This is a genomic window from Clostridia bacterium, from assembly GCA_026414765.1.
In the GTDB taxonomy this organism is placed as follows: domain Bacteria; phylum Bacillota; class Clostridia; order Acetivibrionales; family DSM-27016; genus SKW86.
The window spans coordinates 57,880-73,878 of sequence record JAOAIJ010000047.1; the positions used below are offsets into that span (position 1 = coordinate 57,880).

General features: G+C 39.9%; 4 protein-coding genes. All 4 read right to left on the minus strand.

Annotation, left to right across the window (positions count from 1 at the left end; all coding sequences use genetic code 11):
* Positions 1-26 precede the first annotated feature (26 nt).
* The 4 genes from N3I35_18525 to N3I35_18540 are packed head-to-tail and all read right to left on the minus strand — an operon-like array spanning position 27 to position 15,979.
* Positions 27-5,888, minus strand: a complete 5,862-nt coding sequence (locus N3I35_18525; GenBank protein ID MCX8132080.1) for an SDR family NAD(P)-dependent oxidoreductase — start codon at positions 5,886-5,888, stop codon at positions 27-29.
* A 14-nt stretch (positions 5,889-5,902) separates the two neighbouring features.
* Complete coding sequence (locus N3I35_18530) at positions 5,903-10,693, minus strand: type I polyketide synthase (protein ID MCX8132081.1); 4,791 nt, start codon at positions 10,691-10,693, stop codon at positions 5,903-5,905.
* A 30-nt stretch (positions 10,694-10,723) separates the two neighbouring features.
* Entirely contained in the window at positions 10,724-11,995 is a 1,272-nt protein-coding gene (fabD, locus tag N3I35_18535; protein ID MCX8132082.1) for an ACP S-malonyltransferase, read from the minus strand.
* Positions 11,996-15,979 (minus strand): amino acid adenylation domain-containing protein, encoded by a 3,984-nt coding sequence (locus N3I35_18540; GenBank protein MCX8132083.1) that lies wholly within the window; start codon positions 15,977-15,979, stop codon positions 11,996-11,998.
* Positions 15,980-15,999 lie beyond the last annotated feature (20 nt).

Below are 15,999 nucleotides of genomic sequence, written 5' to 3' on the forward strand. Positions count from 1 at the left end.
ATTGCTTCCTCCTAATATTTAACTTTTCATATACCCATCATAGCACATAATTTGTTATAGTACTCGTATTCAAGCTTAATTGCACGATCCAGCTTTTCAGTACATGTTAAGAATGTTTCCCTCTTATAACGCGATGTATATAAAAGTCTTGCGATCCTTGCCCTTATGAAACTCAGAAGATCTATGCACTCCAGAATAATTCCCTCGATTTCGGAGTAGTTTGTAACCAGTCTGGAATTTCTGTAGTTCATTGCCTGTTTTGCATTTATCAAGTTGTTAAGCAGTTCCAGCACCAGTGCAGCACTTTCTTTGATTGCTCCTTCATCCGCTGCAGCTGCTTCAAACTGCTTATAAAACTCTTCATAATACTTGAAACTGTTGAATACTTCATTTTTCACTTCAATAAAGTTGGCTTTGAAGCTGTGCAAATCATCCTCGTCTTCAATATCAGCCAAACCTTCAATTGAGCTGAATTCATAATAACTTGGGAACTCAGTTTTGTCATGAACCTTCATGGATGCAAACTCGATTTCAGAAATATCGATGTTTCTGAAATTCTCCAGGAAGCCATTATATGCATTAACCAAATCCGAATAGCCTATAGTACGTTTTTCATAAACAAGGCTTCCTGAATGGCGATGCTCCAGTATATCAAAGGTTTTTTCCCTCTCATTAAACCCATAAATCAAAAGGCAATGAGGCCAGTGTGTTTTTTGGTATGTGTCCTTCCTTATGGATTCATAAAAACAGTCTACACAAACGATAACAAGCTTGTCTGCAGAAATCGCCCTGACTATATCCTGGGTCAGAGTGCTGGTGTACGGCTTTGATTCTACATGTATCCCAAGCCTTTCCGATACTTCAAAAATTGGGGTTTTCATTAAGTACCCTACATTTACTCCTTCTACCCCCATATATTCCCTGTTTCCGTATATACCGATTTCATTTGCCATGTAGGAAAGCACAGATTTGTTAAAATGCCTCACTACCGGAAAAAGTGCACTATAAAAGCATCCCCTATAAATTATTTCATTAAATGGCTCGACACTATCCAATACCTTCAATTCATCTGAAGAACCGGTTTGTTTGACACTGCTTGCAGTCACCTTATCTTCTGACGCCTTCTCTTCAAAGGCTTTAATGTTGTCATCATCACTGCTTTCTGTTTTCTGTACAATATCACTTGCATTTTCCCCTTTATCCAGGTATTCAGCCAATTCATATATTGTAGGATGGCTGTTAATATCCGAATATTCTATTATCAGGTTGCTTTTCTCCATTTCAGTTTCCATTCGTACTGCAAGTAATGAATTTCCTCCCATAGCAAAGAAATCATCATTAATGTCTATTTCCTCCATCCCAAGGAGAGTACCCCAAATCTGCCCTATTATCCTTTCTGTACCGGTATAGTTGCCGTCTCCTCTTCCTTTAAGCTTTACGTCAGCAAGCTGTGTATTGGATTTTGCTATATTGTTATTCCCTGCTCTGTCTTTTAGTCTTTTTACCGCAGCTGATATTTCCGTTGAGATTTTAAAAGGCAGCTCGGTTTCATTTTGGAAAACTTCATGCCCATAATCCGGTTCAGCTATAACTATTCTTCCTACATTCCTGCCAAGTACTTCTTCAAAAGCACTTAATGCGTCAGCAGTTGAAATCGTCTTGAATATGTCATCCTTATCAGCCCCAAATTCAACAGCCATTCCGGTTTCCTTCCATGCAGGCCAATTGATTGTTATTGTCCTTTTTCCTTGCTTGTTCCTGTAGAAACTGAATGAATCCAGGTATGAATTTGCAGCTGTATAGTCCCCCTGCCCGGCCCCGCCCAATATGGATGCAATGGATGAGAATGATATAAAGAAATCCATCTCTTCACTCCGGGTCAGGTTGTCCAATATCCATGCTCCGTCCATCTTAGGATTAATAACGCTTTTGAACGTATCTTCACTCCTATTTATAATAAAACCATTACCTGCTACTCCGGCAGCGTGTATGATGCCGCTTACCCTGCCATATTTCCCTCTCAGCTCATCTATCAGGACTTTCATAGCATCAAAGTTTGTTACATCAGCACTGCAGCATACAATACTTGCTCCGGAAGCCTCCATCGCCTTTATAGCTTCAATCTGCTTACAAACCTTCCTGTTTTCATTCTTTGAAAGTATACCGTCCCAGTCCTCCCTCTCCGGGAATTGTGAACGGCTAACAAGGCATAAGTTAACTTTTCCTTTCGACGATAGATATTTACCGATTTCCAGACCTAATCCGCCCATACCTCCCGTTATCAGATAGATACCTTCAGCTTTTATTTCGCAGCTGACCGCTGCTTTCTCTTCAATATCCATCCTCCGGAACATTTCTATATATCTCTTTCCATTCCTATAGGCAGCCATATACTTTTTACTATCAGATTTAATTTCATTAAGAAGATCATCCGCACAAGTATTTTTATCTATGTCCAGACACCTTAAGCTCAATTTGTCATTTTCAGCACCGACAACCTTCCCAATGCCCATGAAAGCGGCATTATAAGGGTTTATAGCTTCTTCCTCCCCATTAACTTCACTTGCATAATCAGAAATCAATAGCATCTGCAAATTATTTTTAAGTTTTTTGCTTGATACCGTCTTAGCTATATAGTACATGCTGAATAATCCATTTTTCTTTTTGCTTTGCAGACTCTCAAAAGTTTCCTTCTCAACAGTTCCGTAAATATTAAGCATATGTACGATTTTTGAGTATTCATGGATGTTTATGTCTTCGATTAACTTATTGTAGTCTTCTTGTATTCCTTGGATAACAAACCTGTTTTCACCGGTTTTCTGATACTTGTCTCCAAGTTCTACTTCCGTTACACTGGCACCTGAATCTTTCAATGATTTTACCAGCTCATCTGCAGTCTGAACTTTACTTTTTAATACAAGTATTTTCAATCCAGAAATATCTTGCTCTCCGGCTTTCAGATCCTCCTGTACCCAACTCATTTCATAATAAGGACTGCCTTTTCCTGATAATTTTCTGAATGTACTGGCCGCTTCATTCACTCTTTTAACTGTATAATCTTCAACTTCTGCAAAAACCAAACCGTCTTCCGTCATCAGAGTGACATCGAAAGTCAAACTTTCCGGATTTTCCTGTTTAGGAGACCGTCTCCTCAGATGGCTGTAGAGTTTTCCCGGAGTTGATCCATATGTTTTTAGAACTTTGTAGGTCAGAGGAAGATAGAGTCCTTCACCAATACTTGTATTAGCCATGTTAATGGCATTATCCATCAGGGAAGGATGCAGCCTGTACTCGTCCAGATCTTTAATAAATTCTGCCGGAAGCTCAAAGTAACCAAGTGTTTCATTATCACCGATATATGCTTTTCTTCCGCTATTCCACCTTGGTCCGAATCCAAAAGGCCCATTATCATCATTACTGTCGCTGATAATTTCCGTGGAACATCTGGCTTTGATTTCGCTGATGTCTACTCTTTTTGCTCCTTCCTGTGTGCCTACCGAAACACTGCCTTCTGCGTGTTTAGCCCAGTTTCCATCCAAATCCTTGCTTGCGACAATAAAATCAAGATGTCCATCATAAGGCTTGACAATAGTCTGTACTTCCTTCTGCTCCCCTTCGTTTACTACCAGAGGTGTAATAAAAATAACATTTTTCAGCACTAAGTTTTTGTCCTGGTAGAATTCACTGCTCGCTTCTATAGCCATTTCCAGGTATGTAGTCCCCGGAACCACGTAATTACCTATTACTCTGTGGTCACTGAGAACCCAATGACGCTTGACCTCAAAATAAGTGGTGAAAATATGACTATCAAATGATTCCAAATGTTCATCGTACAGAGGATATTTACTTTTGGCATGATCTTTTTGTGTACCGAAAATCATATCACCAAATTCCCTGGGGTTAGCCCACAGCCTTACTCGCTCAAAAGGGTATGCAGGCAGCGATACACGTTTGAGTTTTTTGCCTTTGTAAAGGTTATCCCAATCAATTTCAGCTCCCTCTACATAAAGCCTGCTTAATTCATACAGATCATTTTCAGTGTATGATTCACTTCCGGAAATCCTCTGAATGAGGTTTGATGCCGAAAGGGTTATTCTCCCCATTTGTTCTTCTGTGATCCCGGCAGCATCAGATGATTTTTTACCACTTTGCGTAATTTTGTGCTGTCCGAAGAAAACACCGTTTTCATTTGATTTATTGAATCCGTGTTGAGCTATGTGAGAAATTTTCTCTTTCAGTTCATCAAAGCTGCCGGCTACTATAGCAATCCTATAAGAAAAGTGTCCTCTCCCGGTATTTGCAGTGAAGCATACATTTTTCAAGTTGTTATTAGCATTTTTACTGAAGAAATCTGTATATTTTTTTACGTAATCTTCAAGTACATTTTCACTTCTAGCTGATATAGTGAATATTTGAGGTTTGCCGTCTATGACCGCCTCTGCACTTTTTTCAACTTCGGGGGCCTCTTCAAGAATAATGTGGCAGTTTGTTCCGCTGAAACCGAAGGAGCTCACTCCTGCTCTCCTCGGAACATCACTTTTTTTCCATTCCCTGGTACTGTCGTTTACAAATATAGGGCTGTTACAAAAATCTATATACGGGTTCGGTTCATCAAAGTTAATTACAGCAGGAATTTTCTCTTTCTTCATTGCAAGTACTACTTTCATTAAAGATGCCGGACCTGAAGCTGCTACCAAGTGGCCTATATTCGGTTTTGCCGATCCTATACCGCAAAATTGCTTTTTATCCGTAAACCTTGCTAGCGCATTGGAAAGTCCTTTTATTTCAATCGGATCTCCGAGTACAGTACCCGTAGCATGGGCTTCCACGTATGAAATAGTTTCCGGGTTTACTTTAGCATTTTTCCAGGCCTGTATGATCACTTCTTCCTGTGCCTCAGCGTTTGGAGCCGTTATCCCGTTTGAAGTGCCGTCGTTGTTTATCGCACTTCCTTTTATTACAGCATGAATATTATCTCCATCTTCGACAGCTTTGGACAAAGGTTTAAGGAACAGTACTCCGACACCCTCACCCCATACGGTACCGTTTGCATTTTTATCGAATGTCCTGACTTTTGAATCCTTTGATTCCACCATGGACATATTGGTGTTCTCCCCATTAATATTGGGACGCGATGCTATCTGAATACCACCTGCAAGTGCATAATCACACTCCTTGTTTTTTAGCGCCTTGCATGCTTCATGTATCGCGGTAGCACCTGATGAACAAGCTGTATCTATAACCATTCCCGGCCCTTTAAAATCAAATGCATACGAAATTCTGGTAGCAAGTATGCCTGCCCATGAACCTGTCAGATGCATCTGATCCTGTTCAGTTATAATACTGTAGATTGAAGAGTTTGTATTATCTCTCCCTACATATACCCCGGTATTTGTACCTTGTACCTTTTTTCCGCCGTAGCCTGCATCTTCAATAGCTTCCCATGCAGCTTCCATAAAAACCCTCTGCATCGGATCAATAAACTTTGCTTCTCTCGGGGGGATGTGGAAAAATCCTGCATCAAATTTATCTACTTCATCAAGATATCCTGATTCTATAAATTTAATCCTTTTATTACTTATATCTTCATCCTTAATATCTGCATTGATCATGGTTTTTCTTATAACCGTATTGGACAGTACTGTATAAAAATCTTCTTTCCTTTTTTCCGGCAAATCTCTGATTGAAACAACCCCATTTATCAGGTTGTTCCAGAATTCTTCAGGGTTATCGGCTTGTGGAAATCTGCAGGCCATACCAATAATCGCAATATCATCGTCTGCTCTTGAAGGCTTTGTTTTTAACTCCAGCAACATACTTTTAGCTTCTTCCTGGGATAGTTTATTAGAAGCTACCTGCTTAATAATATAGTTTTTTGTTTTTTCCATTGTTATACATCCCCCTACTCCAAAAGTTTTTCAGCTTCTTCTACAGATATATCTCCGTCAGCAAGTCGTTTCAGCATAGCATCCAATTCCGCATCTATATCGCTGTCATCCTCCTCTATCCTTTCAAATTCCTTTTTCTTGTTCATTTTGCTGTCAAGATATGCAGCCATATCACCTATTGTCGAGTAAGTAAATACATCTGAAATATCAACCAATCCGCCATACTCCTTCTGCATCTCTCTTAGGAGACGTGTCGAAAGAATCGAATCCCCGCCCAAATCGCTGAAGTTATCATATACATCAACTTCATTTATACCCAGAACCAATGCCCATAGCTTTGCAAGGCTGTGCTCTGTGTCCGTATAATCCTGGTTTATTTTCCCTTTGAGCACAATACTTATACTGCCTAAATCCTTACTGCTATGATCAGCTTTGTTGATACCGCTACCTTTTGTTTTCCCAAAATTACGCCTGATCTCGTCCGACAAAGCTATAGGCATGGTATCTTTAACAAGTTCTATTACCTTATAATTGAGTTTAGCGGGGATGGCCCTGACTACAGCTGAATTTACCAGTTTTTCAAAAGCATTTATGCCTTCTCCGGTAGACACAGGTTTAAACAATGAATCCTCACTGACTGCATTATAGTCCACTGCCATACCTGTTTCACTCCATGCGGGCCAGTTTATTGCCAAAGCATTCTTCCCTTGTCTTGCCATGTACTGTGCATAAGAATCCATAAATGCATTTGCAGCAGTATAATCTCCTTGACCTGGAGCTCCCGTAAGACTGGTAATAGATGAAAACATGATAAAAAAGTCCAGCTTGAAGTCTTCGGTCATTTTATCAAGAATACACGTTCCTGTCGTTTTTGGTACTAATACATTCCTAAATACACCGGTTTCTTTTTTAATAATAAAACCGTCTCCGGCCACACCGGCAGCATGAATTACTCCATTTACCGTCCCATACCGGCTTTTTATCTCAGAAATGGCACTTAGTACTGAATCCGGATTGGAGACATCAGCCGGATAGTGCAAAACTATAGAGCCTGTTTTTTCCATATCTAGGATGTCTGTTATCTTTTTACACAACTTGTAGTCATTATTAGCCTCAAGTATTTCTTCCCACCGTTCCCGCTCAGGCAGCGCTGACCTTGTTATCATGCACAAGTTTACTTTTCCTTTTTCAGAAAGGTATCTCGCTACTTCAAGGCCTATACCTCCGGTGCCGCCTGTGATTATGTATACCCCCCCATTTTTAATTTCAATTTGTCTGGGAGCGAGATCTTTTTTATCTATAGCTCTGAATTCTTCCACATACCTTTTACCGTCCCTATAAGCCACAAGCTGCGGATTATCCTGCGCTGCAAGCTCGCTTATGATGTTTTCGGCTTTGGTACTCTCATCTATATCTATGCATACACAGCTTATGTCCGGGTACTCCTGTTGTATTACTCTACCGAGACCAATAAATGCTGCGTTATGTGGACTAATCTGCTTTTCTGTTTTAGAAACCTCATAAGCATAGTCGCTTATCAGCGCTAGCCGTATATTGCCTGCTTTTAGATTCACTAACGCTTTTGTCAGATAAAACAGGCTATATACCCCTTTTTCCATCTTCACTTCGTTTTCTTCTAGACCTCCGCTTTCATCCCTTGATTCAAGTGAAAACATGTGAATGACATGAGATACTTTCTCCGGCAGTTCTGATACCAGGCGAATATAGTCTTCTTCTGTAAAACCGATTGAATATCTGCATTCATCTATCTTCTCAAAGCAGCTTCCAATCTCAGCACAGTATACCTTTAGGCCTTGGTTTTTCAATTGTTCCGCCACTTCCGTGCCTCTTTTACCCTTTTCTGTAAACACAAGAACTGCATTGCCGCTTATTTTGCCGGCTATATCTTCAAGAAGCTTTTCATTCCACCCTATTTCAAAATAATCCAATACTTTTGACTTATTAGCATTACCGAACTCTGTACTATGTACCTTCTTCACCGTATAGTCTTCTGCTACAGCTATAACATTACCTTCAGTATCCAGTATTGATATATCGAAGCATCCGGTTTCACTGTTTTCCTTAAATTCGTTTTTCCTCGATATGTAACTGTATATACAAGCAGGCAGCCTGTCATATATTTTTAATTTTTTATATGAAAGCGGCAGGTAAAGTCCTTGTCCGATAGTACCGTTACACATGTTTACGGCACTATCCAGCAAAGCCGGATGCATGTAGTACTCTTCAAGATCTTTAATATACTCCCTGGGTAATTCCATGTAAGCCAGTATTTCGTCTTCCGCCAGGTGTGCATATTTGAAGTTTTTAAACCTTGGCCCTGTCTCTACACCATCGGGTTCTTCTTCTATATCACTTAACTCTTCTATTTTAGAAAACTTTTTCTTTAGCTCCTCAATATCAATTTTATCCGGCCGTTTTCCTTCAGTTACGAAAAACCGCCCCTCAGAATGTTTTCTCCAGCCTTCTTCTGCCTCTGATTTGCTTATTACCGAAAATTCATAGTATCCATTATCCTTTTTCACGACAGTCTGGGCCTCCACTTCCATGCCCTCCTGTGCGGCCAATGGAGCTAAAAACACTACTTCGTTCATTTCAATAACATCACTGCTGCCAGATCTGTATCCTCTTGCTATCTGGCTTGCTATCTCAATGTGAGTGGTACCCGGAACTACATATGTCCCCGCTACCTTGTGCTCACTCAATACCCAATGCTTTTCCACACTGAAATTTGTAGCATAAATATCTATTTCCATAGAATTCGCCAAGCATGTATCCAAAACCGGGTGTCCAATGTTCCCGTAACTGTGTTTGACTGCCTTCTCATGCGCTTTCCCAGGATCAACCCAATGCTTTTCTTTTAGGAACGGATAAACCGGCAGGCTTACCTTTTTATATTTTGAAGAGTGGTAAATCTTTTTCCAATCAATCTCCCCACCTTTAATATAGAGTCTGGCAAGCTCCTCCAGGTTAATTCTGTATTCTTCGGTATTTGCACACCTTCCAGCCTGTCCGGCTAAGTTATCCGCCTTCAAATTCAAATCTTTCAATTCATCAGAAGTGATTTCGCCATCTAATTTGTTTTGCTTGGAAGCAGATACTATTTTATGCTCTCCCAGCAGTATTCCTTTCTCATTTATATTTACAAGACCGGTATTTTTTATTAATCCGATTTTACTTTTCAGGTCCTCCATGTTTTCTGCAATCACTGCAAGCCGCAAGTTATAGTGCCCTCTGCCTGTATTTGCCGTATAGCAAATATTTCTGATTTCGCTTTCTTCCTTATCCAGGTATCCGCTGTACAAATCAACCAGCTTGCTTAAAGACTCTCTATTTCTTGCTGATAAAGACAGTATTTGAGGTTTTTCCCCTTCAACAGATTCTTTCAGTTCATTTTTATTTTTATATTCTTCAAGTATAAGATGACAGTTTGTACCGCTTAATCCAAAAGAACTTATTCCGCATCTTCTGGGAAAACCTTCTGTTTGCCACTTGCTCAACCTGTCATTTACATATACAGGAGAATCCTCGAAAGCTATTTTACGATTCGGCTTTTGAAAATGCAAACACGCTGGTATTTCTCCGTTTTTCAAAGCCATAACCGACTTTATTAATGCAGCTATGCCGGCGGCATGATCCAGATGTCCGATATTAGTCTTTACAGATGCTACTGCGCAGAATTGTTTTTTTTGCGTGTAATTCTCAAAAGCTCTCTTAATGCCTGTTATTTCTATAGGATCGCCAAGCTTTGTTCCCGTACCGTGTGCTTCGATGTATGTAATTGTTTCAGGATCAATGCCCGCGTCCTTCCATGCCCTGAGTATTACTTCTTCCTGTGCCGCCATATTTGGTGCAGTTATGCCCACAGAACTCCCATCCTGATTTGCAGCACTCCCCTTTATTACGGCATAAATGTGGTCACCATCTTCGACAGCTTTATTTAGCGGTTTTAGCAATACTGCTCCTACACCTTCCCCAACACCGGTGCCGTCTGAACTGTCATCAAATGTCTTTGCCCTTCCGGTAGAAGAACCAATTCCAATATTTCCTTGCCCGCTTTTTTCACGTACAGGGACAACTAAAACTTTTACAGATCCTGCAATAGCATAATCACATTCTCCGTTTCTTATTGCCTGACATGCCGTATGTACAGCTACAAGTGCTGATGAACAAGCAGTGTCTATCATAACACTTGGCCCTTTCAAATCCAGCAGGTAAGATATTCTGCTACCGATAATAGATCTTATGTTTCCGGTTACAGCAGCTTCGTCGTTGGTGTCAGTTACCATCCTGCTGTATCTTTTATATTCCTCTCCAAAGTCGGAGCTGTAGCCTACATACACTCCTGTCCTTGTTCCTGAAAGTGTTTTTCCGCCATAACCTGCATCTTCTATTGCTTCCCATACAACTTCAAGAAGCAAACGTTGGTTGGGATCCATTAAGTCAGCCTCTTTAGGGGAAATATTGAACATAGAACAATCAAAGTTGTCTATCCTTTTCATATATGCAGCATCAATAAATTCAAACTCTTCCTTTGGAACTCCGAGCCTCTCCAAAGATTTTATATATGCTTCCCCTACTTTTTTCCTTTCATTTGAAACCCCGGAGATAAAATCGCTTCCTTCTTTTATACCCTCCCAAAAATCCTGTGCATTTTCTGCCCAACCAAACCTGCCTGACAAACCTACTATAGCTATGTCACGCTTTGATATATTCTCTATCTGAAATCGCGGCTTGGCAGCATCGCCGCTACTTCTTATACCTTTTACACTTAACAGTTTTTCCACCTTTACCCCTCCAGTCAAACAATCCTGTTTCTATGCGGAAAAGTCCTTATCACTAAATAAGTGTTTCAGACCTGTTTCCTTAAATAACTGATCAAACCTACTGTTTTGTTCCTCCAACGGAGTTTTTTTAGTAGCAAAAACAGATTTCAGCATGTTTAGTGCTTCCTGCATCTGCTCAATCGTTGGTTCATTTCCAGCGATCTCCATATCCTCCTGCATTTGCTTCACCTTCTTATATGGCTTGATTACACCATTTTGATACTCATCGTTGTCCCAATTGTTGTTTTTGGTGCATACTGCAATTGCAAGACATCTTGTAATCAGCTTCATGCGCATTTCTATACAGTCTTGTACTTTAACCGGAATTATTGAAAGTGCTTCTCCCAAATTCTTTATATCCTCTTCCTGGTCATATGAAAATGTATTAATTGAAGAAGTGTTGTTCTTCATAAGATTCCTCAATACTGTCTGTGGACCAAGCTCAATTGCCAGATTAACCCCTTGCGCTTCGAGATACTTCATGGATTCAATCCAGCGTACGGGCTTTATTATTTGCTGGTACAGGCAGTCCACTATGTATTCGTAACCATCATAGGGCAAAGCAGTAACATTTGAAACCACGTCCCACTTCAAATGGCTGTATGCGTACTTCTGGAGTTCTTCTCTCAGTTTGTCTGCAGCAGGCTGCATCAGAGGACTGTGAAATGGTGCACTTACTTTTAAAGGTATTACTCTTGCACCTGACTTTTTCAGTTCATCACCTGCACCGTTAACAGCGGTTGTATGGCCTGAAATAACAATCTGTCCGGGTGAGTTGTAATTTGAGATTACAACCATACGGTCATTATCTGAAAACTTTTTGCATACAGCTTCTATTTCTTCTTTATTTATTCCGCTGACAGCCGCCATCGCGCCTATACCCTGAGGAACAGCTTCCTGCATAAACCTGCCCCTGCTGCGGACAATGCTTACAGCGTCCTGGAATTTTATTGCTCCTGCACATACCAGAGCAGAAAACTCTCCCAGACTGTGTCCTGCAAGATATGCTGGCTCTTCCCCAAATTCACTCATATATGCTTTAAAAGCAGCTACACTGACAGTTAGTATTGCAGGCTGTGTATTTTCAGTTTTTGTCAATTCCGCTATATCACCTTCAAAACAGAGTTTTTTCAAATCAAATCCCAACACTTCACTTGCTTCACCAAACAGTTCCCTGGCCTCAGGATAATTTTCATAAAGATTTTTACCCATACCTACATACTGAGAACCCTGACCCGGAAACAATAATGCAATCTTTTTCATTTATATCATCCTTTCTATAATTGAATCTATAACCTCTACATAGTAGTAAGCCAGCTCATCAATCTTTTCTTTTCTTATACGGTTTGCATCGTACTCAAATGTCAGGTTTAATATGTCATTTTCAATCCTTGCCTTCAGGATAATATCAAAGTAGTTTGTATGATCTGAATCTATAGTGCCGCTGTTGTGGGAAAAAAGCAAAAACACCGAATCTATCTGCTTGTCACTTCTGATATTCCTTAAGTATTTAAGTGGTAGCGAATCATTTTTACTAATTTTCTCCCTTTTTTCTGCTACAGTTTTGATTAATTCCCTTATGTCCTTTAAGCCTCCCAGTTCAAATTCCATAGGCATTACCCGTTCTGTACCCTCTAATACAAGGCTTATAGGTATTTCTTCTTTTCCGGACAATTCATAAAACAAATACACATATGCTCCAAGTAATACATCACTTAAAGCAGTACTATGTTTTTCCGCCGCTTTCACCAGAGCAATACTTGTTTCAGAGTCCAGCTTAAGATTAATGATTGTGTTTTCGTTCTCTTCTTCATTATCTGTAAAGTACTCCGGCACAATCTTAAGGGATTGGAATTTCACATCACTTATAGTAATTTCTTCTCCTCCCTCTATCATTTCTGCCAGTTTTGATATTGAAGGATGTGCAAAAATATCTGCAACGTTTACCTTTCCAGGATAATGCTTTTCCAGCTCGGCATGCATCATTACCAGAAGTAGTGAGTTTCCGCCAAGCTCAAAAAAGTTATCATCAACACCGATCAGATCCCGCTTCAAAACTTTTCCCCAAATATCAGCAAGTACTTTTTCCGCTTCTGTCTCTGCGCCTTTATATTCCGATGATAGCTTCGGCCTGTTGAAATCCGGTTCCGGCAGAGCCTTTCTGTCAATTTTTCCATTTGGAGTAGAAGGAAGCTTGTCCATATGTACATAAATATCCGGAACCATATATTCAGGTAAACTTTTTGACAGGTGATTCCTCAAATCCGACAGGGAAATTTCTGCAGGTGACGAATAATACGCCACAAGGAACTTGATTCCTGTTTGATCTTCCTTTGCAACTACTGCACATTCTCTGATTCCCTCAAATCTGCTCAGATGCTTTTCTATTTCCCCTGGCTCAATCCTGTATCCCCTGATCTTCACCTGCTGATCCACTCTTCCCAAGCACTCCAGCCTGCCATCATGTAAAAGCCTTGCCATATCTCCGGTGCAGTACATTTTTTCACTCTCATGGAAAGGGTCATCAATAAATTTTTCAGCTGTCAGCTCCGGCCTGTTCAAATAACCTCTTGCCAACCCGTCACCGGCAATGCATAGTTCCCCGGCAACCCCCACAGGTACAGCTTTTTTCGCTTTATTAAGAACATATACTCTTGTATTTGCAATCGGCTTGCCGACATCTATGTTTTCAGCACCTGAAAGCTCACTTATTGTAGACCATACTGTGGTTTCAGTCGGTCCGTACATATTATATATCCTTGAATCTGTCAATCCTTTTAGCTCCAATAAAAGATTTTGTGGGAAAGCTTCTCCACCTATCATAATTATCTTAAGCTTTTTTAGACAGGAAAGACTGCTGGCACCCTTCAACAGAAGCTGCATCCTTGAAGGTGTAATTTGAAGCATTTCAACATTATTTATGTCAATTACCTCATTTAAAAGTTTTGAATCCCGCTGCTGCATTTCATCAGCAATGACAATTCTCAAACCCTTTGTCAAAGGCAGAAGTATTTCAAGTACATGAATATCAAAAGATATTGTCGTCAATGCTAGGATACTTTTTCCCTTACTGAAATCTATTCTGTCCGTAACTCCTTTGATAAAATTTGAAACAGCTTTATGCTCAATCATTACACCTTTAGGTTTACCGGTTGAGCCTGAAGTATATATAACATAGGCAAGGTCCTCAGAAGTATTTACAATTTCAGGATCGCCGGTTTCTGAACAATAAGCCTTTTCATCTTCCAAGTTTACTAAATCAATACCCGATAGTCCGGCTCCAGCTTCCGAACTGCCCGAAAACCCCAATCTGTCTAATAACGAAGATTGAGTTAACAATATTTGAGCCCCGCTGTCCTCCAACATATAAGTCACTCTATCCATAGGATAATCGGGGTCTATAGGTAAATAAGCCCCACCGGCTTTTAATACAGCCATAATAGCTACTACCATATCAACGGACCGTCCTGTCATTATGCCTACTATGCTGTCAGGCTTGACACCTTTTTTCCTCAGAGTCCACGCTATCTGGTTTACTCTTTTGTTCAGATCTGCATATGTCAGCGCATTACCATGGAAAACTGCAGCCGGACTCTCAGGTGTATTTTTTACCTGCTCCTCAAATTGCTCATGTATTGTTTTGGATTTTGGATACTCAGTATCCGTATTGTTGATACGGTAGACAGCATTTTCCTTTTCTTCAGGAGTCAGCATATCAATTTCGCAGAGCTTGGCTTCAGGATTATTGATCGCATTTTCCAATATGTTTATAAAATGCCTTCCAAGCCTCTCTATTGTTTGCCTTTTGAATATCCCGGCATAATAATTTATTTCCAGCTCTATTTCGTTCTTGCTTTCAGTAGCAATGAAACTCAAATCATATTGAGCCATTTTGAATTTGTAATCATATCTGCTGATATCCAAGCCTTCTGCTTTTATTTCATCAATCCGCATGTTCTGCAAAATGAACATCGCATCAAATATAGGGTTTCTGCTCAAATCCCTTTTTACCTTAAGTTCATCTACCAGCTGCTCAAAGGGATAATCCTGGTTATCAAACACTTTTAGAACATTACTTCCTACTTCCTTCAAAAATTCTTCAAAGGATTTATCGGGCTCAGGAAAATTTCTGAATACCAGTGTATTCACAAACACTCCCAATACACTATATGTGTCCGCATGCCTTCTTCCTGCCGTAGGTGAACCTACGATAATATCATTTTGTCCGGAGTAGTTTGCCAAAAGAAGGTTGTATACCGCCAGCAGCAGGGTAAACAATGTAATTCTTTTCTCCCTGGCAAACTTATTCAGTTTTTCCTTAAGCTCATATTCAATCTTAATCTTTAATGTATCACCTTGAAAACTAAACACCTGCGGCCTCATATAATCGGCAGGAATATCCAAGGCAGGGATTTCACCTTTCAGCTGTTCATGCCAGAAAGTTTTTTGTGCCTGAATAAGATTACTCTTTAAAAGCCGCCTATGCCAGTACACATAGTCTTTATACTGTATCCTTAATTCAGGCAGGCCCTTTCCTGCATACAGGTCATTGATTTCTTTTACAAGGATTGATTCAGAGATACCATCAGAGATTAAATGATGCATATCCTGTATCAATATATGGATAGGAATACTACCTGAACTCTTTAGCTTCACCAGTTTGAATCTGAACAGAGGCAGCTTGGAAAGATCAAAAGGCCGTATAAAATCCTTTATAACCGCTTCTAAGTTTTCTTCACCATCTTCCAGCTCCTGGTATTCTATACTTAATTCTACCTTACTATGAACCCTCTGTATCGGTTCGCCATCCCTAAGTTCAAAACTGGTTCTTAAGGGTTCATGCCTTTGTGCCAGTTTTTCTATAACTTTAGAAAACTTTGTCCTGTCAAAATCTCCATGGATTTTTAAAACCTGTGTAAGGTTATACGCTGTACTGTCTTTGTCCGACAGGGTCATAATATACATTCTCTGCTGTGCGGCAGATAAAGAGTAATTCTCACTTTCTTCGATTTTTACAATTGGCTGGTAAAAAATATTATCTTCATCTTGTGTTTCAAAAAATGCGATAATCTCAGCTTTCTTTTCTATGATAAACTTTTGTATCCCGTCTGTAATAGACCCCTTCGGAGCCTTGTAACGTAATGCACCGTTATCAACCCATAGCTTTATTTTCTTTTTTCCGATTTCTGTAACGAAGTCACTAACCGACATTTCGAAATAATCTTCACGGTTATTTTCTTCAAACATGAAACAACCTCCATAAAAAT

Coding starts and splice junctions, on each gene's coding strand:
- N3I35_18525 (MCX8132080.1), bottom strand. CDS start 5,888: ATGGAAAAAACAAAAAACTATATTATTAAGCAGGTAGCTTCTAATAAA.
- fabD (MCX8132082.1), bottom strand. CDS start 11,995: ATGAAAAAGATTGCATTATTGTTTCCGGGTCAGGGTTCTCAGTATGTA.
- N3I35_18540 (MCX8132083.1), bottom strand. CDS start 15,979: ATGTTTGAAGAAAATAACCGTGAAGATTATTTCGAAATGTCGGTTAGT.